The 24,273-nt window shown below is 41.1% G+C and carries 18 protein-coding genes and 1 pseudogene; 11 read left to right on the top strand and 8 right to left on the bottom strand.

The genetic code is table 11. From position 1 onward, the window contains the following. Positions 1-136 precede the first annotated feature (136 nt). The 3 genes and pseudogenes from rd to BN35_RS04890 form a co-directional block, all read right to left on the bottom strand. Positions 137-301: a rubredoxin gene (gene rd, locus BN35_RS04880; protein ID WP_008125213.1), complete on the bottom strand. Its 165-nt coding sequence runs from the start codon at positions 299-301 to the stop codon at positions 137-139. Between the two features lie 24 nt (positions 302-325). Continuing rightward, positions 326-1,389: pseudogene (locus BN35_RS04885) on the bottom strand (glycosyltransferase family 9 protein). Beyond that, positions 1,390-1,992 carry a DUF4254 domain-containing protein gene (locus BN35_RS04890; protein ID WP_025071797.1) on the bottom strand — a complete coding sequence of 201 codons (603 nt, stop codon included), beginning with the start codon at positions 1,990-1,992 and terminating at the stop codon, positions 1,390-1,392. A 368-nt stretch (positions 1,993-2,360) separates the two neighbouring features. Here BN35_RS04890 and BN35_RS04895 point away from each other — a divergent pair, with 368 nt between their 5' ends. The 10 genes from BN35_RS04895 (at position 2,361) to BN35_RS04940 (ending at position 17,143) form a co-directional block, all read left to right on the top strand. Next, on the top strand, positions 2,361-2,597 hold the full coding sequence (locus BN35_RS04895) for an acyl carrier protein (RefSeq protein WP_008125219.1): 237 nt from the start codon (positions 2,361-2,363) through the stop codon (positions 2,595-2,597). 85 nt (positions 2,598-2,682) lie between these two features. Next, complete coding sequence (fabF, locus tag BN35_RS04900) at positions 2,683-3,945, top strand: beta-ketoacyl-ACP synthase II (protein WP_025071796.1); 1,263 nt, start codon at positions 2,683-2,685, stop codon at positions 3,943-3,945. Beyond that, entirely contained in the window at positions 3,935-4,978 is a 1,044-nt protein-coding gene (gene rnc, locus BN35_RS04905; RefSeq protein WP_028900845.1) for a ribonuclease III, read from the top strand. The genes fabF and rnc overlap by 11 nt, the downstream gene beginning before the upstream one ends. A gap of 287 nt (positions 4,979-5,265) precedes the next feature. Further along, positions 5,266-6,789, top strand: coding sequence for a S8 family serine peptidase (locus BN35_RS04910; RefSeq protein WP_234396653.1), 1,524 nt, complete (start codon positions 5,266-5,268; stop codon positions 6,787-6,789). Then, positions 6,790-9,030, top strand: coding sequence for a S9 family peptidase (locus BN35_RS04915; protein ID WP_025071794.1), 2,241 nt, complete (start codon positions 6,790-6,792; stop codon positions 9,028-9,030). 19 nt (positions 9,031-9,049) lie between these two features. After that, entirely contained in the window at positions 9,050-12,358 is a 3,309-nt protein-coding gene (locus tag BN35_RS04920) for a SusC/RagA family TonB-linked outer membrane protein (RefSeq protein ID WP_025071793.1), read from the top strand. Positions 12,359-12,372: 14 nt separating this feature from the next. Continuing rightward, the gene (locus BN35_RS04925) at positions 12,373-13,773 is read left to right on the top strand and encodes a RagB/SusD family nutrient uptake outer membrane protein (RefSeq protein ID WP_028900846.1); all 1,401 of its coding nucleotides are present in this window, start codon (positions 12,373-12,375) and stop codon (positions 13,771-13,773) included. Positions 13,774-13,790: 17 nt separating this feature from the next. Beyond that, entirely contained in the window at positions 13,791-14,012 is a 222-nt protein-coding gene (locus BN35_RS04930; protein WP_145992939.1) for a hypothetical protein, read from the top strand. A gap of 13 nt (positions 14,013-14,025) precedes the next feature. Continuing rightward, positions 14,026-15,297: a hypothetical protein gene (locus BN35_RS04935; protein WP_234396650.1), complete on the top strand. Its 1,272-nt coding sequence runs from the start codon at positions 14,026-14,028 to the stop codon at positions 15,295-15,297. A gap of 217 nt (positions 15,298-15,514) precedes the next feature. Further along, positions 15,515-17,143, top strand: coding sequence for a beta-N-acetylhexosaminidase (locus tag BN35_RS04940; RefSeq protein ID WP_025071791.1), 1,629 nt, complete (start codon positions 15,515-15,517; stop codon positions 17,141-17,143). A gap of 149 nt (positions 17,144-17,292) precedes the next feature. Here BN35_RS04940 and BN35_RS04945 read toward each other — a convergent pair whose 3' ends face one another. The 5 genes from BN35_RS04945 to BN35_RS04965 form a co-directional block, all read right to left on the bottom strand. Then, positions 17,293-19,110 carry a 4-hydroxy-3-methylbut-2-en-1-yl diphosphate synthase gene (locus tag BN35_RS04945; protein WP_028900850.1) on the bottom strand — a complete coding sequence of 606 codons (1,818 nt, stop codon included), beginning with the start codon at positions 19,108-19,110 and terminating at the stop codon, positions 17,293-17,295. A 14-nt stretch (positions 19,111-19,124) separates the two neighbouring features. Beyond that, the gene (gene purE / locus BN35_RS04950; RefSeq protein ID WP_028900851.1) at positions 19,125-19,634 is read right to left on the bottom strand and encodes a 5-(carboxyamino)imidazole ribonucleotide mutase; all 510 of its coding nucleotides are present in this window, start codon (positions 19,632-19,634) and stop codon (positions 19,125-19,127) included. A 24-nt stretch (positions 19,635-19,658) separates the two neighbouring features. Beyond that, positions 19,659-20,279, bottom strand: a complete 621-nt coding sequence (locus BN35_RS04955; protein ID WP_025071790.1) for a phosphatase PAP2 family protein — start codon at positions 20,277-20,279, stop codon at positions 19,659-19,661. Between the two features lie 80 nt (positions 20,280-20,359). Next, on the bottom strand, positions 20,360-21,853 hold the full coding sequence (gene rpoN / locus BN35_RS04960; protein WP_028900852.1) for an RNA polymerase factor sigma-54: 1,494 nt from the start codon (positions 21,851-21,853) through the stop codon (positions 20,360-20,362). A gap of 182 nt (positions 21,854-22,035) precedes the next feature. Continuing rightward, positions 22,036-22,674, bottom strand: a complete 639-nt coding sequence (locus BN35_RS04965) for a hypothetical protein (protein WP_025071788.1) — start codon at positions 22,672-22,674, stop codon at positions 22,036-22,038. Positions 22,675-22,905: 231 nt separating this feature from the next. On the opposite strand from BN35_RS04965, the gene BN35_RS04970 reads away from it, so the two are divergent. Next, positions 22,906-24,207 (top strand): histidine-type phosphatase, encoded by a 1,302-nt coding sequence (locus BN35_RS04970; protein ID WP_025071787.1) that lies wholly within the window; start codon positions 22,906-22,908, stop codon positions 24,205-24,207. Positions 24,208-24,273: the final 66 nt, after the last annotated feature.

Genomic DNA, 24,273 nt, shown 5'->3' on the forward strand with positions numbered 1-24,273 from the left:
AATTAATTTTAGCATTGTAACTTATTGGTTGACAATCTATTAAGAGATACAAAAAAATAGCAATGAGAGATGAATAATACTCATTGCTATTTTTGAAAATTTTTTACTTGATGAAATTATCAAGTGTATTTTTTATTTACTCTTCTACTACAGAGAAATCTTCTTTACCTACACCGCAGAGAGGGCATACCCAATCTTCTGGCAGGTCTTCAAAAGCTGTTCCAGGTTCGATACCGCTATCTGGATCACCTTGTGCTGGGTCATATACATAACCACAAGTTTCGCATACGTACTTTTTCATAATCTTGTTTGTTTTAATTAATAATTAATGTAACTTATCTTTACGAGATAATATTTTATCAACTTGTTGAATAATTTGTTCTGGTTTTATTTGATATAAGCAAGCGTAGTCTTTTCGACGGCAAGGCTTTTCACCATATATAGAGCATGGACGACATGGTAAGTCTGTTTGTACAGCATTCTCGATGCTTTGGTTCCAACCCATGAACCCTGCATAAGGATGAGTGGCACCCCAAATACTGACAACAGGTGTGTTCACCAATGACGCCAAATGCATGTTGGCACTATCCATGCTTATCATGACATCTAATCGAGACATCAATATTAGTTCTTCTTGTAATGAATACAGGGTAGTAGGGACAACCGTACAAGAAGGATATTTTTTAGTCCATTGCAAAAATATTTTTTTTCTTGATTACTGCCTCCGAACAAAAAAATGCGTGCTGTTGGATATTTTTTTAGTAAGCCTTGCAGGGTTTGTTCCATCTGTGTCAAGGGGTAAATTTTACCCGTATGCGCTGCAAAAGGTGCTAATCCTATCCATTTTTCGTTCTCTTTATAGTTGCCTATTTTAGGTATTAAAGATGTAAATGCTTCGTTGTTGGTCGGGAATATAGAATTAAAATTTAATTTTATGGGATATCCTAATTCAGACAGTACATCAGCATAATTTTGAAAAGAAGATTGAATGGGCTTTAATACTTTATTTTGATGATCAATAAGTTTACGTTTTTCCGAGCGATGTTTGTCAATATGAGCCACCTTGAAGCGATCCATAAAAAACCTCATTCGAAGGTATTTAGACCGCAGGGTATCATGAAAATCTGCTACGGCAGTGAATTGTTTGGCTGTAAGGCGGCGATAAAGTTTGTTTAGTCCTCTTATTTTTCGATATTCTTGCTTTAAGTCAGCCGCCATAAAGTCCACGTTTGGTGCCAAATTGTCAAAGAAAGCTTGAGCATAAGGTCTGCTTAAGACGCTAATGCGAAGTTGTGGATATTGTTGTGCCAAAGAATAAATCACTGGCACAGTCATGGCTACATCGCCCATTGCCGAGAAACGTATAATGAGTAGATGCTCTGTTTTCATCTATTTTTTGTAGAGAACAGGATTGGTAGAAGGGTCGTTGTACATTTTCATCTGTTTGTACACCTTCATATATTTACGTCCCGCTTCGATGTCTTCAAGTAGTTGATCAATGGCAGTTCCTAAGTCTTTTTGTTGCTCTAAAAGAACATTCAGTTTAGAAGTACACTTTAATTGATGTTCTGAAGAAGCATCTTTTCTTTCCGCTTGTTCTTTCATGTGGTAGATTTTCAGAGCCAATATCGACAGTCTGTCAATCGCCCAAGCTGGACTTTCAGTATTGATACGTGCATCTGGAAGTACCTGCACATCGCTATATTGTTGTCTGAAATAGCTATCTATCTGCTCCACTAAATCGGTACGGTCTTGGTTTGATTGGTCAATGCGCCTTTTTAGCGCCAGTGCCTCCATAGGATCAATGTGCGGATCTCTGATAATATCTTCAAAATGCCATTGAACGGTGTCAATCCAACACTTCAGGTATAATCGATTTTCAATAGATTCCCTATCATAAGGATTTTGAATTGGAGTATCTATATGATCTTTTACATGATAATCGTCAATGGCTTGATTAAAAATTTTGTTACATTGTTCGCTAAATGACATAATGTTTTGGTTTATGTTAATGTTGCAAATATAAATAATAAAAGGTGAATGGCAAAATAAAAGAACACGTTTTTTGTGTTTTCAAAATTTGCTTTGATTTTAATAATTGGTAGAAGTATTGTCAATTATATTAGTTGTTAGAATCTTAAAAATATTTTTCAAAGATGGGACAATTTAGTTCATGATAACTTTATCAAACACAGATATTTTCATTGAAATAATGCTTATAATTGCACAATAATAGTGATATTGTGCAAGAAATAGTACTTTTTTAGGCAAAATACTTGTAAATGTGAATAAAAATGTGTTTCTTTGCATCCGTATTTTTGATAGAGATTAAATTATAAACACTTAAAAGAATTACAATTATGTCTGAAATTGAAAGCAAAGTAAAAGCTATTATCGTTGATAAACTCGGAGTTGATGAAGCTGAAGTAAAGCCAGAAGCAAGTTTTACAAACGATCTTGGAGCTGATTCATTGGATACAGTAGAATTGATTATGGAATTTGAAAAGGAATTTGGTATTTCTATTCCAGACGATAAAGCTGAAAATATTGCTACGGTTGGTGATGCAATTTCTTACATTGAAGAAAATGCAAAATAATTAAAAGCCAAAATATAATTGAGCTGAGAGGATTCTTTCAGCTCAATTTCAATTTGCTTTTAATCAATTATTAGGAATTAAATCTATGGAATTAAAAAGAGTAGTAGTAACGGGACTGGGTGCCGTAACACCTATTGGTAATACGCCTGAAGAGACATGGAAAAACATGTTGGCAGGTAAAAGCGGTGCTGCTCCTATTACATTATTTGACACTTCCAACTTCAAGACTAAATTTGCTTGTGAGGTAAAAGACTTGAATATCAATGATTATATTGATAGAAAGGAAGCTCGCAAATTAGATCGTTTCACTCAATTAGCAATGATTGCTGCTATGCAGGGTGTAAAGGATGCAGAAATAAACTTGGACACGGTAGATAAAAATCGTATTGGTGTTATCTTTGGCGTTGGCATTGGCGGTATTAAGACATTTGAGGATGAGGTGGTATATTATGGACAGCATAAAGAAGACGGTCCAAAATTCAATCCATTCTTCATCCCTAAGATGATTTCCGACATTGCTGCTGGACAGATATCCATTCATTTTGGATTCCATGGACCCAACTATGCCACTACCAGTGCTTGTGCTTCATCCAGTTCGGCTTTGGCAGATGCTTTTAACCAAATACGATTGGGTAAAGCAAATATCATTGTTTCAGGAGGTGCAGAAGCAGCTATTTGCGAAAGTGGTGTTGGAGGATTTAACGCCATGCATGCATTGTCTACCAGAAATGATGACCCTGCGCATGCCTCAAGACCTTTCAGTGCCAGTCGAGATGGTTTCGTGATGGGCGAGGGAGCAGGCTGTTTGATTCTTGAAGAATTAGAACATGCGAAAGCACGTGGCGCAAAAATCTACGCCGAAATGGTGGGTGAAGGAGCCAGTGCCGATGCTTATCATATCACAGCCAGTCATCCTGAAGGCTTGGGAGCAAAACTTGTAATGACCGAAGCATTGAAAGATGCAGGGTTACAACCCGAAGAAGTGGATTATATCAATGTTCACGGAACTTCTACTCCAGTAGGAGATATTTCGGAAGCCAAAGCCATTAAAGATGTATTTGGTGAACATGCCTACGAGTTGAGTATCAGTTCTACCAAGAGTATGACAGGACACTTGTTGGGAGCTGCTGGTGCCGTGGAAGCAATGGCAAGTGTATTGGCGATTAAAAATGATATCATTCCCCCTACCATCAACCATGAGGAGAATGATGAAGATCCAGAGATAGATTATCGTTTGGACTTTACATTTAACCAGCCACGCAAACGTGAAGTGCGTGTAGCAATGAGTAACACTTTCGGTTTTGGTGGACATAATGCTTGTGTAGTATTCAAAAAATATGCTGAATAATTTGATAGACAGAATAAAGCTCCCTTTCCGAAAAGAGAGGGAGCTTTATTCGTCTTTATATAACATCATTGGTTTTTATCCCCACGATATAAGTTATTATAAATTAGCCTTGATGCATAAAAGTGTGATGCGACGCAATGCCAAGGGAAGACCAGTGAACAACGAACGCTTAGAGTTTCTTGGAGATGCCGTCCTCGATGCTATCGTCGGTCATATTGTTTATGAACATTTTCCTGGAAAACGAGAGGGATTCTTAACAAATACCCGTAGTAAATTGGTTCAACGCAGCACATTGAACAAATTGGCAAACGAGATGGGAATATGTAAGCTGTTATTGAGCAGTGGTCGTAGTTCTTCTCACAATAGCTATGTGGGCGGAAATGCTTTCGAAGCCTTGGTAGGTGCTATTTATTTGGATCGTGGCTATGATGCTTGTATGCGATTTATGAAAAATCGTATATTGTCAGAAATGCTCAATATAGATAAGGTTGCTTATAAAGAAGTTAATTTTAAAAGCAAGCTGATAGAGTGGAGTCAGAAGAATAGAGTCAAGATTCATTTCAATTTGTTGGAACAAAAGAAGGATGAAAATGGAAATCCCATTTTCAAATATCTTGTCGAATTGGAAGGCATTGAAGGGTGTTCAGGCGAAGGATTTAGTAAGAAGGAGAGCCAACAATTGGCGAGTAAACTCACTTTGGAACAATTAAAACGTCAACCAAAGTTTATTGACGAGGTGTTTGTTGCTAAGACAAATCGTACAAAAATGGAGGAAGAACCTGTGGCGATAGTTCCAGATGTAGCTCCTAAAGACGATTTTATCATTACGAAGACTACCGAGATAGAGAAGCATGAGTCTCCTTTTCAAGAAGAAGTATTTACAGACGATGACCAATTGAAAGAAGAAGAACCAACTTCTTCATTAGAAACAGAAATAGATGAACTTCACTTGGATGATATCAATGCTGCCGAACTTTCCCGAGAAGAGATTGTTGCGAAGGCAGAACAACAAGCTTTTTCGCAGCAGAAATAATATTATGGTGAGCGTTTGATAATGTTTTCAAAAAATAGTAATAGACAATATTTAGGAAAAGTCAGCCTGTTTTTATGCACAAAACAGCCTGACTTTTTTGGATAGAGTAGTAAGCAAGAATTTCATTGGTTATCAAGTTAACGAATTAGAATCTTATACTATAGATTCATTAGTGAAATGAAAATCAGTTAAAATGTTGTTATTTTATTTCAAAAGTATTACATTTGTATTTTATTTTCAAATTTATTTGCTGGATGTTTTGTAGAAAATTTTTGTTTTCAAGTTGCTTGTTATTTTGTTTAGGTCTTTCATCAGTCGCATTCGCTCGTGCTGCTGAACCAAATAATTGGTATCGATTAAATCCCGATTCTGTCCAGGGAGCTGCTATTGATGCTGCTCTTCAATACCTTTCAAAGTATCATCAAAAAAAGCAAAAGCCAATCATTGTAGGAATTATCGATTCAGGCATTGATACTACTGTTGTTGATTTGCAGGATGCTTTGTGGAGAAATCCTAAAGAAGTTGCAGGAGATGGAAAAGATAATGATAAAAATGGCTATATTGATGACGTTCATGGTTGGAATTTCTTAGGTACGGCAGATGGATCGTTTAACATGACCAGTGCAGGTACTGAAGAATATCGACAGTTTAAGCGTTTGTATCCAAAGTATAAAAATATCAACCAGGTGAACACTGCGGACAGTATAGAATATCACTATTATTTGCAAATGAAAAAGAAAGCTGGTATTGCTAATTATCTTCGCATGTATCAGTATTCAATCATTAAGAATAAAGCATTGCAAACTATGGATGCCTTGGTACGCCGTTATGCAGCTATCGACACCATCACAATCAATGGCGTGATGCACCTGCAAGTACCAGACACACTGTGGGAACAATCGGCAGAGAAGATTTATGCCGACCTCTTACGTGCCAAAACAACCATGAAGTGGACGCAATTTGTTCATCAACAAAATAATCATCTTCAGTTGATGAAAACGAGAATTAACGGAATTGAGCGTGCAAAGGATAAGCGATTGCTCATGGGAGATAATCTCTTGGATGAGACAGACCGATTTTATGGCAATCCTATACTAACAATCGATGGTTGCTATCATGGAACTTTTGTGGCTGGTGTCATTGCAGGTCAAGGAAAAAATGGTCATGAAATTTGGAGAGGAGTGTATCCAAAAGCCCAGCTCATGATTATTCGTGCTGCTCCCGATGGCGATGAATACGATAAAGATATCGCCTCAGCTATTCGTTATGCGGTTGATAATGGCGCAAAAGTAATCAATATCAGTTTAGGAAAATATACCTCTCCAACCCCTCAAATGGTGAATAATGCCCTTGCATACGCTGCTCAAAAAGATGTTTTGATTGTGCATGCGGCTGGTAATAATCACTTGAATGTGGATTCGCTCGATTACTTTCCTACAGGTTTGGATGCCCATGGAAAGTTTTATCCCAATTTTATAAGGGTGGGTGCTTCTACTAAAAAGGGAGCTGTGTCCTCCATATCCAACTACGGAAAGCAACGTGTACACTTATTTGCACCGGGTGAAGAGATTACTTCTGTTGTACCAGGCAATCAGTATGCTACCGAGAATGGAACTTCTATTGCGGCTCCCATTGTAAGTGGAGTAGCTGCTTTGATAAGGAGTTATTTTCCGAAATTGAAAGCATCACAAGTAGTAGAGATTTTAATGAATAGTGTTCAGCCAATGAAAAATAAAGATGCAAGCATCAGTGGTGGTAGCTTAAATGCATTGCAAGCCGTAAAATTGGCAGAAAAAACAAAGCGTAGGTAGATGAGAAAAATTATTCTTACATTACTTTTAGCACCTCCTATTTTTGCTTGGGCACAACAAACAAATTGGCAGCAGGTAGCATTACATTCAGAAAAGGCAGTTAAAAAGCGCCTGAGTAGTGATGTTTTGGCATCTCCGACATGGATAGATAAATCTACATTTGTGAACTATCACCGCATGGAGAATGGTCATTTGGTGCGTTATATCTTAGATGCAAAGACGGGAAAGCGAGAAAAATTGATCGCTGATGTACCTGCTTTCCTGAAGCAATATCAACAACTTACAGGAGATACTGCTTTTGGCAATGACCAATTACGATACTTGAATGTACAATTTGTGAAAGGGAATAGTCAACTATTTACCTTTAAGAACAAAGGTACTGTCAAGCTATTTAATCGAAAGACAGGAAAACTGCTACTTCAAAAGACATCTCAAGAAAGCAATACTCTTGAGAGAGAAGACCGTCAAAAATATCCCTATCAAACTGTTGATTCGGCTTTTACGATGCTTGGTGACCAATACAATCTTTACGTAAGAAACAACCTCACGGGAAAAATTAGGCAGCTTACCACCGACGGTAAAGCGTATGCGTCGTATTGTCACCGTTCGGCAAAAGACACACTCTTAGGAAGTAACATTACTGGCAGCTGGTACGGACACCGATTTGTGTGTTTTGTTCAGGATGATAGTCAGGTTGCCGACCTGTATATCATCAATGCATTGGCAAAACCACGCCCACGGTTAAAAACCAAAAAGATGCCCCTACCCAATGAAAAACATGTACGCCAATACAAATTGTTTTGGTATAATGCTGATACAGATGAGGCAAAATTACTGCCCATAGAAAAGTTTAACGACCAGTATGTAGAATTAAACGACCGCCATAATGGTCGTGACATTTATTTTACCCGTCGCAGTCGAGGGGTTGACACGCTGCAATTATGTCATATCGACGTACAAACAGGTAAGGTGAGAGTATTGATAACCGAGGTTTCTAAGCCACATCTTAATATTAATGAGATGAACTATCGGTTGGTAAATCATGGTCAGCAAATCATTTGGTGGTCGGATAGAACAGGACGAGGCAATTATTATCTCTATGATAAAAACGGTAAATTGCTCCATCGGATAACCCGAGGAGACCAGTTAGTGGCGAGCACTATTGTGCATATTGACACACTTTCCAATACGATGATCTTTGCTGGTTACGGACAAGAAAAAGGTATTGATCCTAATTATCGATACTTTTACACGGTTACGCTCAATGGTAAGCATCAGCAACTGTTGACACCTGGCAACGGAACACATACACTTGAGTTCTCGGATAACCGTCAATATGCTATTGACACTTATTCGCGTATGGACATGCCGCCCATCTTTCAGGTAATAGATGTACGTCATCCAAGCCACAGATACGATATAAAGCGTGCCAACGAACAGCTACTTATGGCTGCAGGTTGGATAAAGCCAAAGCTTATTTCCGTGAAAGCACCCGACAAAAAAACAGAATTAACAGGGGTGATGTATCTGCCTTCTAATTTTGATGCCACCAAGAAATATCCTATCATCTCCAATGTTTATCCCGGTCCACAAGCCGATCAAGTACCCAGAGCATTTGTGATAGATGACAATGGCAACCAAAGTTTGGCAGAGTTGGGCTTTGTGGTGATTAATGTTCAGCCGCGCGGCAGTTCTCCCATTCGTGACAAAGCCTTTTATACCTACGGTTATGGCAATTTAAGAGATTATGCTGTGGGCGATGATAAACATACTATCGAGACATTGGCTCAACGCTATCCGTTTATTGACCTTGCTCGTGTGGGCATTTATGGACATTCAGGAGGCGCTGCCGAGTCGGTGACAGCCCTGCTCACTTATCCAGATTTCTATAAGGTGGCTGTGGCAGCATCGGGCAATCATGACAACAATATCTATATACAGTGGTGGGGTGAGACTTATCATGGCTTAAAACGTGTGCCCACCAATATGGAGTTAGCGCATCAACTGAAAGGTAAATTGTTACTTATTTCTGGTGATGTAGACGACAATGTGCCATGGGCATCTACCTTGCGAATGGCAGATGCGCTGATTAAGGCCAACAAACGATTCGATTTCATGGTATTGCCAGGCATGGATCATGCCGTGTACGGCCCTTATTATGATAATTTGATACGTTATTATTTTCTCGATCATCTGTTAAAACTCTCACCGAGAGACGTTGATATAGTAAATCATCAATAATCTATTTATATTCTTTTTTATGAGAAAAAAAGCATTATTATTTTTTTGTTTCTGCCTCATCTCTTTGGCAATCGTAGCTCAAAATCCACAAGAGAGCGATGCCATGGTGCAGGTAGTCACTACCATTACTGACACAGATGGCAATCCCTTAGGAGGTGCCACGGTGAAAGTGAAGGGTAAACCTGTCGGAGTGATTGCCGATATGGACGGTAAAATTTCATTGTGGGTAGATAGAGGAAATACCATTACGGTGTCGTATTTGGGCATGAAATCTAAGACTATCAAGGTGACAAGCGCTTTGACAAAGAACATTGTGCTTGAAAATGACGCCTCGTTGTTGGAACAAGTGGTTGTAACGGGATATACTCGTACCACCAAACGGCGTACCACTGGTTCGGTATCTACCATTACGGCAAAGGATTTGAATAAGAATCCTACCGCCAATTTGGATATGCTGTTACAAGGAAAGATGGCAGGTGTTGATGTCAAAGCACTCTCTGGACGTCCTGGCGAATCTGCCAAAGTGCGTATTCGTGGTACCAATACCATTACTGGAAATGCAGACCCGTTGTGGGTGGTAGATGGGGTAGCACTTCAAAAAGATTTGCCCACCATCTCGAAAGCACAAATGTTGTCAGGCAATTTCAGCGATATTTTTTCCAATGGTATTGCAGGTATCAATCCGAATGACATTGAGAGCGTTACCGTTTTGAAAGATGCATCGGCAGCAGCCATTTATGGTTCACGTGCTGCGGGTGGTGTCATTGTGGTGACAACCAAGCGAGGAGTGGCAGGAAAATTACGTATCAACTATTCTGCCAATGCTACCATGGTCACTCGTCCACCACGCGCAGTCGACTTAATGGATTCGAAAGAGAAACTTGCTTGGGAGCAAGAACTGTGGGATGAGTACTCTAAACCCTATTTCGAGAAGAACGAACGTTACCCTGTGATAGGCATTGTGGGCATGATTCGTTCGGGATATGGACAGTATAAGGGTATGAATAAGGAACAGCAGGATGCAGAAATCGCCCGCTTAGGCAGTCATACAACCAACTGGTTCGATGAGCTTTTCCGCAATTCTGTATCGCAAAGCCACAACTTGTCTTTATCGGGAGGTTCGGAGAAGAGTACTTTTTATGTCTCTTTAGGCTATTCTGAGAATGCAGGATTGGTGAAGAAAACCGATTATTCACGCTACAACATCAATTCTAAGTTGGACATCAAGCCCAACAAACGTGTAAAATTTGGGTTGTCATTAGATTTAGGTTGGCAAACGTCTAATAGTCCTTCTTTGGCAGTAGACTTGTTTAAATACGCCTATTTTGCCAACCCTTATGAGCGTGTGTATGACGAGCAAGGGAACTATGCAGCTGATCAGACTTATTATAATATCATGCTCGCTAACGGTTCTAAATCAACCTTGCCTTTGCCCGATAACGGGGTGAACATCATGAGAGAGATAAATAATACGTCCAGCAAGACCAAAAACTTCTCTACAACCGTTATTGGAAACATCACTATCAATATTATTGATAATCTTAACTTTGAAGGTTTAGGCTCATACAGCTACACAACCAACAACGGAGATAATATCAATGATAAAGATACTTATACAGCTTGGCAAGACCGTCCTTTCGATTTAAAGACATTAACCTCTAAGCGTACTTATTCTTCTATTGCGCAAAGCTCTTCCTACAATAGTAGTTATAATTTGCGAGGACAGTTGCATTACTTCAACACCTTCAATGACAAACATTATATCAGTGGGTTATTGGGTTCAGAAATCCGTGGACAATATGCAAAGAGTATCTTTGCTAAACGCTATGGGTACGACCCCGTGTCTGGTAATTCTGCCATGCCAGTCTATCCAGAAGGTAAGACTTTTGAGTATAACGACTTGAAAAACTATGCTTTACTCATGGATAATCTGTCGGGACAAAACATTGTAGAAGACAGGTTTGCATCGTTTTATTTTTCTGCAGATTATGTGTATAACAATCGTTATGTATTTTCGTTTACGGGCAGAACAGATGGTAGCAATAATTTTGGTAGCAAGGAACAGTTCAACCCCACAGGCTCATTAGGTCTGTCGTGGAATGTTGACCAAGAATCGTTTATGGAAAAGCTTAAACCTATTATCAGTAGCTTGTCTTTACGCACTGCTTATGGGTTTACGGGTAACATCAATAAGTCGGTTCATCCACAAGTGATCATGGATTATCGACAGTCTTTCCGCAAAACAGATACCGACTATTATCGGATGGGCTGGATAAAGAAGGCACCAAATCCCAATTTGCGATGGGAGAAAACCAAAGATATGAAGGTGTCTATCGATGCAGGATTTTTGAATGATCGCATCCGAATGACGGGTGAAATCTATAAACGCATAACGAGTGATGCGGTTTCAGAGGTGTTTATTCCTTATTCTACAGGTTTCAGAAACCAATCGTTCAACACTTCTAAGTTGTCAAATACAGGTGCAGAATTCACCTTGTCGGCTCAGGTGATTAAGCAAGACGACTGGAATTTGTTAATCTCTGGAAACATCGCCTACAATCGCAACAGGTTGTTGGAGTACAAGTCTATTGTTTCAGGTTTAGGTGAAGGAATCTATGTGGGCTATCCTATCGGTTCCATCTTCAGCGGAAAAGTAGCTGGCATTGATAGTCGGTTAGGACTCATTACGTACGAGCCACGCCCTGATGCTGTATTTGAAACCTCTGCAGACCGCAACAATGCGGAAAATTATTTGTTCTATTTGGGTACTTCTAACGCACCTACCAATGGCGGATATAGCATGAGCTTGTCTTATAAGCGATTGACATTGAGCTTATCCGGCACGTATTCTTTGGGTGGAAAGATTCTCAATCAGATCAATAGTCCTGTAGGTTATGGTTCTTTGAGTGGCACCCCAGTAGAAAAAGGACTCTCACAAATGAACGACTTATATGTGAATCACCTCAATGTGACAAGGGATGTGGTGAATCGTTGGACCACAAAGAATCATCGAACCGATGCACATCCTCGTATTCTCGATGCGTATGGCAAATATTATGGTTTGGACAATTATGTGGTTTCCTCTCCAAAAATTACCAAAGCCTCTTTATTGGAAGACGTTTCTTACTTTAAGATTGGCTCACTGAATTTAGCTTATAGTTTTGACACCAAGTTGATTCAGCGCATTGGTTTAAGCTCGCTCAGTGTTTCGTTCACAGCAGATAATATTTATACCTTTACCAATTATTCGGGAATCGACCCCGAGAGTCCGGGTGCAGTATATCCTATGGCACGTAGTTTCTCAATGGGTGTATTTGTTGGATTTTAAAAGTTAGAATCAGTATGAAAAAGATATATTTTATAATTCTCGTCGCCATGTCGCTTGTATCCTGCGACAAATACTTGGATATCAAACCTTATGGAAAGACTGTACCTAAAACTCCTGAAGAGTTTTCGGCTCTCCTTCATAGTCATCTCAATGACATGGACGAAGGCGGCTCCACTGGCTTTATGGATAATGTGGGTACCATTGTGAATTTAGATGCTGGATGTGGAGATGATTTTGAGGCTTGTCTCACTGCTAACAGCGGTCAAGGACTGCCATTTTATGTGGGTAATCTTGTCGGTGGAACGTATGCAGCGGGCAAATATGAACAACTCTATCAGGTCATTCGCGATTGTAATATTGTCATTGACAACCTTGATGATGACGGCACTAAAGCTGCCAACACTATCTTGGCAACAGCTTATGGCTTGCGTGCTGTGTGTTATTATCAGCTGTTGCGTTACTTTTGTGAAGCACCAGCGCATGGAAAAATGGATAGTCAGTTAGGCTTGGCATTGGTTCAGACCTTCAATCTTGAAGATCGTCCGCTGCGGAGTTCAATGCAAGCTACGGTCGACTTCATCGAAGCTGATTTGAAAAAATCAATCAATTATCATTCCACCGATGCGTTGTACCGCTTTACAGAGCCTGTCTGTAAGGGCTATTTAGCTCGATTGTATTTTTGGACAGAGCAGTGGAGTAAAGTGCTTCCGTTGACAGCCGAACTGTTAAAAGCCTATCCAATTCTTCAAATCAATAATTATAAAGAGGTAATGGGTATGCCTTTCAAGGTAGGGTCAAACCAGCTCATCAAGGCTTACAGTACGTCTTCGGGAAACAATCAGGATTTCCTTGCCACTACGACAGAAATCAAATACCGCCCAGTTAGTATTCGTTTTTTGAATAGTTTTAGTGTTTCTGACACGGCAAAAGATGTTCGTTACAAATTCTATGTCACCCCTGAACGTGTGGCTGTCAAAACTTTCTTCTGTGGGTTGCGCTCCGAAGAGCTGAAGCTCATGCAAGCCGAAAGCTATTACCATTTGGGCAAAACAAACGAGGCTTTAGCCGAACTCAATGACCTTCGGTTGGCACGTGTAAAAGATGCGCAAGCATGGACCATGGCAACGCTGCCTCCTGCCAATTCCTATGAGGTGATTCAGGAGGACGCTGAGGGTAAGCCTCTCAATCCTTTGATTTCTGCCATCTTACAGGAAAGACGTAAAGAGTTGTTTTTAGAAGGGGATAGATTCTTTGAGTTAAAGCGCAATGGAACACCTGAATTCTGGACAGCTTACCATTCTATGAAGTACACCACACGCAAGTACATGTACACTTTCCCCATTCCTATTGCTGAAATAGAGAAAATCAGCGGTTTGAAACAGAACCCAGGGTATGACAAAATCATTACTTACTAATTAAAATGACAATGAAGATGAAACAATATCTCAAAATTTTTCTCCCTACCGTCATCATGTTGATGACAGCAATGGGGACTGTCTCCTGTCAACAGGAAGACGAGGTACCTCCACGCGAAACAAGTAATTACCTGAAAAAGGTATATAAAATGCCTGAGCCAGAGGATTTGTCTTCCACCGATAAACAAGAGGTGGATGCCATTAAGGATGAATATAATAAGTCAACCAACAATCATTAAAATTATGATGACAATGAAGAAAACATTTATCCGATTTTGTCTATTGATACTGGCACTGGTGGTGGTGTCATGTTCGAAAGACGATTCGATCAATTATCATACCGAGTTGAGCTTGGAAGAGCCACATTATATCTTAGGTAATGTGGTGGGCGATACGGTTATTGTGGCTATTGTCACCGAAGGAAAAGCGGCATCAACCGTACGCATCCCTTATCGCTTGTCCTCTTCTTCCAACGCAGTATTGCATCAAGACTACGAACTCTCTGATAGCGCATTTACCATTAACAAGGGCGATTCGGTGGCTTATCTGAAGGTGACGCGTAAAGCGGTGTCCAAGCCTAAATCTTTCTTATTGACGTTGTTACCAGTAGAAGGCGTCAAAATAGGTGCGCTCAATTATATAGAAGTAGAACTCTTGGGGCAAAACATCTATAGTTTTGAAGACAAAGAGGGTGAGTTGGGGTTGACGCGCGATTGTGTGATTCGACTAAGAACAGCTCGTGGAAGTGCCTTCTCGTTTGCTAAAAAGACAAGACTCGACGTGGTGGTCGATCCAGCTTCTACAGCGCAAGAGGGTGTACACTTCAGATTTATGAACGATGCGAAGCAGGCAGTGTTCCGCGCAGGACAGAACACAGGTACGGTAACCCTTGAATTCTTAAAATACGAAAAAGGGAAAGATCATGTCATCCTACGTTTAGCCGAGAATACAGGATTGTTGCCTGGCACCAATCCTACCACAGATATTCGCATCGTGGGTCCAGACAACTTGTCGGGCAAGTGGAGTTTCCAGGGCATTACCAATAAAGACTGGTTTATTAACTCTTGGGGATACGACCCTGCCGTGCTCATAGACACCATGCAGACCGATAGAATGGAACTCGAAGGAACACCTGCTGAAGGCTATCAGTTGACGCCTCATTTCGATGGCAAACTGAAGAATTACTTTATAGCTCCTACGAAAGCGAAGTTTGTGGGTGAGCGTCAGTCCCTCTTCTTTGAGGGTGCTGTCGGTCGTCCGCCAAAGATTTCACTCACCGAGTATGAGTTGGAGAAGGTGAATGTTGCCTTTGATAAGGCGCATACCAATGTGCGTAAAGCTCTCATAGGTTTCCGCTTGCTGAAGACCCCACAAAAGGAAAAAATCTTAGAAGTATCTATTTATGATATAGAACCTACTGAACCAAGTTGGCATGAATTAGTGGAAATGATGAAATACTCTTATTCAGAACCACCTTATATGTTGGACGGTCCGATTAGGTTACATTTCAAGCAAATAAAGTAAATTAGGTCAAGGACAGAAAATAGACTGTATTGCGAACCAAAACAAACTGTTTTGCTCGCCAATACAGTCTATTTTTGTTGCTTATCCTTGTGCAATACGTGCGGAATCCATTGCGTTAAAATGGCGCAAATCCAATAAAAAAGCGTAACTTTGCCAGTATATGGATTAAAAACCCCATTTTTCTATTTATTAAAACCTAAAAAGATTGTTGTTAACGATGAAACGAATTTTATGCATCATGCTGCTAACTACTCTATTTTTTCAGTCGTATGCAGGTATTGCCAATTATGAAGTGGTACCTCTTCCACAATCCATTAAGTTGGTAAAGGGACAAGGTTTCAGCCTTACTGATGGTACACTTATAGTGTATGCTGGTACAGACGAAGCGATGCAACGCAATGCCCATTTCCTTGCACAGTACTTCAAGTCTATGACTAATAAAGAAGTATCAGTGACCAATGATAGACGTGCAAAGAATGGTTGCATCGTCCTTGCGCTCGATAAGAAATTGAAAGGAGATGAGGCTTATCACATTTCCGTCTCTAACAAGTCCATTCGTGTGACTGGTAAGACTCCTAAGGGAGTGTTTTATGGTATTCAGACTCTTAGAAAGTCATTGGCGGAAGAGATTCATCAAGACGCTATCGTGTTTCCAGCCGTTGAGATTGATGATGAACCCCGCTTTGGTTATCGTGGCATGATGCTCGATTGTGCGCGACATTTCTTCCCCGTTTCGTTTGTAAAGAAATTCATCGACCTGTTGGCATTGCACAACATGAATACTTTTCATTGGCATTTAACGGACGATCAAGGTTGGCGCATAGAGATAAAGAAATATCCTGAACTGACTAAAATAGGTTCCGTTCGCCAGCGAACAGTGATAGGTCGCGACTCTGATTTGGATGATGGTACGCCTTATGGTGGTTATTATACACAGGAAGAGGCACGCGAAATTGTAGAATATGCACGCCAGCGCCATATTAAGGTAATTCCAGAGATTGATATGCCTGGTCACATGATGGCAGCACTCGCCACTTTTCCAGAGTTAGGGTGTACTGGTGGTCCATATGAGGTTGGCTTTGGATGGGGTATTTATTTGGATGTACTATGCTTGGGGAATGAGAAAATATATCCATTTTTAGAGGATATCATCGACGAGCTGGTACCAATTTTCCCAGCGAAAGAATTCCACATTGGCGGAGATGAAACGCCACGCGATTACTGGAAAGTATGTCCAAAATGTCAAGCGTTAGCCAAACGCGAAGGTATTGATACGCACCAACTGCAAGCTTATTTTACCAAACGCATGGAGAAATATCTTAATAGCAAAGGAAAAATTATCATAGGGTGGGATGAAATCTTGGAAGGAGACATCAATCCCAGTGCAACCATTATGAGTTGGCGTGGTGTTTCTAATGGTAACAAGGCGTCAGCCGATGGACATGATGTGATTATGTCACCGACGGAGTTTGCTTATTTTGATTATTATCAAACCGACCAGACACGCAACGAACCCATGGCATGGGGTGGGTGTCTACCTGTGGAGAAGGTTTATAGCTTTGATCCAGCCCCCGATTCGTTATCGGCGAAAGCCAAGCAGCATATTATTGGTGCACAAGCCAATTTGTGGACAGAATACATTCCTTATTCCCAACAGGCAGAATACATGCTTTTGCCACGCATGGCAGCCATGGCAGAGGTGCAGTGGATGCCTGTATCTCAAAAGAATTACCAAGCCTTCGTAAAACGTTTATATCGCTTGGCAAAGGTTTACGACCACGAGGGTTACATCTATGCCTTGCACCTATGGCCCGAAAGGTATCATTTTAATAGGAACAGGTGGTAAACCATCAGGAGCGAAACCCTCTGTGAAGGAATCACATAAAAAGCCATTTGTGTAGGTGAACAATACAAATCAATGTATCTTCATCAGTACACAAATGGCTTCTCTCTTTGCGCTGCGCTGAATAGTGCTATTCAACTGATATCAGGTGTTCATGAGTTTCCCTTTTTCTGGTCGTCATGGATGAGCTTTAATAACTGCTCTACAGCCTCTTCGGTAGGTATATTCTTCTTAACACACGTTTGTTTTCTGTAGAGAGACACCTTTCCCGGGCCAGCTCCAACATAGCCGTAGTCGGCATCCGCCATCTCTCCGGGACCATTGACGATACAGCCCATAATTCCAATTTTGAGCCCTTTCATTTCTTTTGTGGCATCTTTGATTTGCGCAATGGTATCTTGCAAATCGTACAACGTACGTCCACAGCCCGGACAACTGATGTATTCGGTCTTACTCATCCGCAACCGTCCTGCTTGTAAAATATTGAATGCCGTCTCTTCTAACACGCTATGGGGTAATTGTCCATCATTCATGAGCCATATACCATCCACAAATCCGTCGACCATCAAGGCACCCATGTCGACCGCAGCATCAAGTTGAAAAGCGTTCTTTTCATCGTGCCGATACATTTGGGCAATGACAACCGGGTTGTCAACACCGTGGTTCATGATTTCGTGAAGCAAGGCACGTTGCTCTCCTAAGCGGTTCTGGTGATTGCTCACACATACTACAACTACCTCGGGATGTGCCTTTAAGCATGCCACATACTCTTCTACTGGCGTTCCATACTGTAAGACTAAGAACTTGATGTCCGACCTCATGCTGCCGATAAAGGGCATTGCCATGGCTGGAAAAATGGGGTAGGTATGTTTCTCGCTATGATATTCGCTGTAATCGACAATGTATTTGTGGTTTTGACGGTTGGCAGGAACCTTTGGTCCCGTGTAAATATAATCGGCTTTAACTCCCTCATTCGAGGCAATGACAATGGGTTTGTTGTTTCCACCGATGTTGCCAACAGCACGTGTCTTGCGTCGTGTAGGATGCAAGTAATTGAAATTCTTGTTTTGTTCTGCAGGAATCAAGAGATGTCCTGCACGTTTGGTAATGTAATTGACGATGTGTTTTGCTACAGGTATCTCGCATTCGGGTTCTTCGGACAATGACACCCTGATGGTATCACCAATACCATCTGCCAATAAAGCACCAATGCCGACCGCACTCTTGATGCGTCCGTCTTCGCCTTCGCCAGCTTCCGTCACCCCAAGGTGTAAGGGATAGTGCATGTCTTCTTTGTCCATGGCATCAACCAATAAGCGTACCGACTGAACCATGACAATGGTATTGCTGGATTTGATAGAGATGACAACATTCTCAAATTGCTCTTTTTTGCAGATGCGCAAAAACTCCATGCAACTTTCTACAATGCCTTCGGGCGTATCACCGTATCGGTTACGTATTCTGTCGGATAGCGAACCGTGGTTTACACCAATGCGAATGGCGGTATGATTGGCTTTGCAAATGTTGAGGAAAGGCACAAAACGGTCCTCAATCTTTTTGAGTTCCTGTGCATATTCCTCGTCAGTATACGCTATTTGAATAAACTTTCTGGCAGGATCTACATAGTTGCCCGGGTTAATACGCACCTTCTCGGTGTTTTCAGCTGCCACATCAGCCACGTTAGCATTAAAGTGAACATCGGCAACTAATGGTGTATGATGCCCCTTTGCACGTAATGCAGCATGGATGTTCTTCAAGTTTTCTGCCTCTCTTCTGCCTTGTGTAGTGAGTCGAACCAACTCGCCACCTGCTTGTATGATACGTTCGGCTTGCTCAACGCAAGCCTCCGTATCATTTGTGTCCGTGGTAGTCATCGACTGGATGCGTATCGGACTATCTCCACCAATCGTGATATTACCCACGTGTACAACAGAGGACTCACGACGATGGTAATTAAAAAGATCTATCATGTTGGCATATTTCCTTAATTAGTCTTGAACTCGTAGTCCTTGATAGCAGACAAATCGGCATTTGCTTTCTGTATCTTTGCGCCTAAGCCAGCCTTGTGTTCTTTCATCTTTTGCGCAATGGCTTCGTCTGAGAGTGCCAACATCTCGACAGCAAGGATAGCTGCATTCATGGCTCCATTTACACCCACTGTTGCTACTGGGATGCCTGGAGGCATCTGAATGATGCTGAGCATGGCGTCTAAACCGTCTAACATCCCCTTGATAGGTACACCAATGACGGGTAATGTAGTGTTGGCAGCAATCACACCTGGTAAGGCTGCTGCCATTCCTGCAGCAGCAATGATTACTTTAATGCCTCTACCTGCGGCTTCTTTGGCAAATGTTTCAACGGCAGCAGGTGTTCGATGAGCCGATAACGCATTGACTTCGAATGGTATTTTCAAGTCATTGAGAAATTTACAGGCTTTCTCCATAACGGGTAGGTCACTTGTGCTACCCATGATAATGCTCACTAATGGTTTCATATTTTTAGGGTTTTAATGTGTTTTTTATATTGCTAAAATAATATAGAAGGCGGCTACAAGGCCAACCATAAAGCCAATGATGACTTGAGACAGGCTGTGTTGCCTTAGAATCATACGGCTGGTGCCTACCAATCCTGCCACCAATAACGATAAACATAGCCACCAAATGGGATTAAACTGGAACATCAATGCAAATGCGAGCAATGCTCCTGTAACGCCACCGATAGCTGCTGAGTGTGTGGATATCTTCCACCAGACGTTGATTAACGCACAGATAATTTGAATGGCGAGGGCAGTAACGAGGATACTACTGATGAAGTGTGGAATGTGATACAAGTTCATGATGTAATAACACACGAAGTAGCACACGATTGAAATAATGTAAGGAACCATGCGTCTCTCTTTTACGCCCAGCTCAATGAGTGTCCAGCCTTGATATTTACGATAGAGATGAATGAGAAGGGTGGGAAGAAGAACCGTAAAAAGGTACACCATCATGATGACGGTGAGCTTGTAATACCAAGGCACTAAGTTGCTCAGATAACTCATGAAGAATAGAACTATCAGTCCTAAGATGGGTAGATAGAACGGTGTGAAGACGATACTCATCACACGAGCAGTTAAGATAATGTTTTTTTCTTTCATTTTTTATCATTCGTCATCATTGTATGACGAATCGTATCTATCATGACTTGCTGCTTTGTGTTTCGCATGCAAGGTTGTATTTATTCTTTTCTAAGGCGAGCAACAGATATGCCCAACTGTTCTCTATACTTCGCTATTGTGCGTCGTGCTACGGGATATCCTCGTTTTTTCATTTCTTTGGCTAACGATTCATCACTCATCGGCTTGCGTTTGTCTTCGTGTTCAATGACTTCTTTCAATGCTAATTTGATTTTTCGAGTGGAGAGTTCTTCGCCCTCTTCGGTGATATAGCCATCGGTAAAGAAGAACTTTAGCGGAAAAGTACCCCACTTTGTTTGCGCATATTTCAAGTTACTGACGCGTGAGATGGTCGAAATATCCAATCCAGTTTGGTCGGCTATGTCTTTTAGAATCATCGGTTTCAAGTCAGTCTCATCGCCATCTAAGAAAAAAGCTCGTTGCCAATTGATAATGGCTCTCATTGTTATGTAGAGAGTATGTCGACGTTGCTTGATAGCTTCTATATATCCTTGTGCTTTGTCCACCTTCTGTTTGGCGTACAGGAGTGCTTCTTTCTCTTGTCGATTCATGTTCCCCTTGTTGGTTCTGTACGTATCCACCATATCAGAAAACATGGGAGAGATGGTCAATTCGGGAATGTTTCCCTGATTAAGGGTAAAAGATATAGAATCGTCATCATTTACTTCAACAATGAAGTCGGGTGTTATTTGCTGAACGTTCCTGCCTAATGTCTCGCCCAGCGACGCACCTGGTTTGGGATTTAGTTTTAGAATTTCCTCTTGAACAGCTTCTATTTGCAAGTCTGTTAATCCCATGTTACTTTGAATTTTGTCCCAATGTTTTTTGGTAAAGGCTTCAAAATGGTTTGCAATGACTTGCCATAAGATTTCTTTGAGCTTGTCGTCAGGGCGTCTTTTTATTTGTAACAAGAGACATTCTTGTAACGAACGAGCACCAATGCCAGCTGGATCAAAGCTTTGAAGTATGGATAAAACGTTTTCTATCTGCTTTGTAGATACGTCAATGTTATGGTAAATTGCCAGTTCGTCACTAATCGTATCTATCTCTTTTCTTAAATATCCGTCATCATCAAGCGAGCCAATGAGATATTCCATGACATATTGTTGCTCATCCGTTAGATGCTCCATACCCATCTGTTCTTTCAACTTATCGTAGAAAGAGGTAGCGTCTCCATACACTATCTCTTCGTATTCAGCATTGTTGTTGGTATGGTATCCTGTGTAGGTTTCTGGCATTTCATCGTCTCTGCCAATATTTTCCAATGCTTTGTCCAAAGCGTCTTCTCGCTCTTCTCTTTCAGTTTTCTGTTCAAAGTTTTCCTCTTGTTCTTCTTCATGCTCATGGTCATGGGCAGGAGTATCTTCGTATTCCGACTTCTCTAATGCGGGATTATCATCCAATTCAGCATTTACACTCTCTTCCAGTTCAGTCAACGGCATCTCCAAGAGCTTCACCTGTAGCATTTGTTGTTGCGAGAGGCGTTGCACTTGTTGTTGAGTTTGCTTCTGTGTCTGTATGAGTTTTTGAGCCATAATGCTTATTAGCGATTCTTAAATGCGTTCTTTTTCAAGAATGAAAGAGGCGTTTTATGTCCATGCAAAAATACAAAAGAATTTGCTATAAACCATTTGTTTTTGGTTTTTATTTAAGAGGTGCCGCCCTCTCTTTCGTCTCTTCCTGTCAATGGCTCTATTCTTGTTGTTGTCGACTGTCTTTAGAAGTAGTCTTTCAATTGACTGGCTAAGGCAGCTAACTGTTCGGGATTCGTGTTGCCATATCGTTGCCAAATCTCCTGACAAGGAGCCAATAGTGGATGTATGAGTAAATTTTCGCTATTCAGATAGGGGTCACAAAACTGGAATACTTCCATGATTTCTACCACTTTTTGGGGTTTGAGACGTATCTGTTTTGCCAGTTTAATAATCTCTGGCGTGTCGTTTACCATAGTCATAGGAATGAGGCGAAAATACAAGTCGAGGATGATAATGAGCATGATAGGCATTAACTCTTTGTCCTCTTTCAGTGGTTGGAAGTCTTGCTCAAACGTTTCGTTGATTTCTACTCCATCATAAAAGGTCTCAGCTTGCCCAAATCCGTGCATCTTCTTCAAGATTTTTACATCACGAGTCAATTTGTTGGGATGTGTAGCATATTCTTTCCAAAGCTTTTCCAAGCGAGGTGTGTCCAATCGTCGCAGTTTGAACATCTGCTCATACAATGTCTGTGGGGGGATATGAAGTGCTAAGCTAAGATCTACCATGGCACGTGAGTACAAAGGTTTTATGCCTATTGGCTTCTTTAGGTAAAGTTGCATCAGGAGCAACCAATAATCGTCAGACCATAAGTAATGCATAGAAAAGGTTTGATAGTAGTTGATTTGTCGTTCTGCAATCCCCTAGACAAACTCTCATCTTTGGTTTGTTAGGGCATTGTCAGTTAGGCAAAGATACTATTTCTTTTGCAAAACGTAAAGCAAATGCTTTGGTTTTTTACCAATCGTCGTTGATGAAAATAAGAAAACTGGTTTGCTTTTCTCGTTAAAAACACTACTTTTGTAAGTGGTATAGACTCAAAGACTAAGACGATGAAGAAATATTTTATCCTCCTTTTACTGGCAGTTAGCTACACGGTTGTGTATGCCCAGCGTTCAAAAACTGAAATATTACAAAACCCATTATTGGCTGCCAATGGCTATTATGCTTATCCGGGACCGTTACAAGCCAAGTTGACACCAGCACCAAAGGGTTATGTTCCTTTTTATATAAGTCATTATGGGCGACATGGTTCGCGTTATCTTATCGAACCAACCGACTATATCGGTCCGCTTCATACGTTGCAGCATGCCGACAGTTTGGGAAAACTGACCCCCACAGGCAAAGAGGTATTGCGCAAAGTAAGCATGATTTGTAATGAGGCAAAAGGAAGATTGGGTGAGCTAACCTTGCGTGGAGCCGAGCAACACCAACAAATTGCACGGCGAATGTACGAGCGTTTTCCAGAAGTTTTTCGCGGAACAACGCATATAGACGCAAAGAGTAGCACCGTTGTGCGATGTATCTTGTCGATGGAGAATGCTTTACATCAACTCATACGCATCAATCCACAACTGCAAGTTACGCATGATGCGAGTGAACATGATATGCCTTATTTGGTATATGGCGACACGGTTCTGTATAAAAACAAAATGCCTGGCAAGGTGAAGGATATTTATGATGCCTTTGCACGCAAGCATGATAATCATGTAGGGGTGATGAATAGAATTTTTAATGACGAGTTATATTGGCGAGATAGCGTGAATGCAACCGACTTCAACTATCAGCTTTACAATCTTGCCTGCAATGTTCAGAGCACCGAACTGCGTCATCAGATTTCATTACTCCCTCTTTTTACTCACGATGAGTTGTATGACGCTTGGCTCAAAACCAATGCTTGGTGGTACATCAATTATGGTCCGTCGCCACTCAATGGTGCTGTTCAGCCCTATTCTCAGCGGTTGTTGCTGCGCCGTATCATTACCGAGGCAGATAGTTGTGTGGCACTTTCTCACCCTGGCGCAACGCTTCGTTATGGCCACGACACCATGGTAATGCCTTTGGTATGCTTGTTAGGAATTGACGGCTACGACAAAGAAGTAGAAGACTTGGAACTGTTAGACGATGAAAATTGGTTAGATTATCGTATTTTCCCTATGGCTTGCAACCTGCAATTCGTGTTCTATCGTTCGCAAAAGCGTCCACACGACATCCTTGTCAAAGTACTTCTGAATGAGAACGAAGCCAACCTGCCTCTTCCTTCTGCTATCGCTCCTTATTACCATTGGGAAGACTTCAAGGCGTTTTACTTAGCTAAAATAGACAATTTCCAAGTGCGTGGTTGTCAAAAATAGTTATCCAAGGAACCTTTCACCAAACATATAAAAAACTGTCTGCTAAGTTTTGTAGCAGACAGTTTT

It is taken from the genome of Hoylesella timonensis 4401737 = DSM 22865 = JCM 15640, from assembly GCF_000455445.1.
Taxonomy (GTDB): Bacteria; Bacteroidota; Bacteroidia; order Bacteroidales; family Bacteroidaceae; genus Prevotella; species Prevotella timonensis.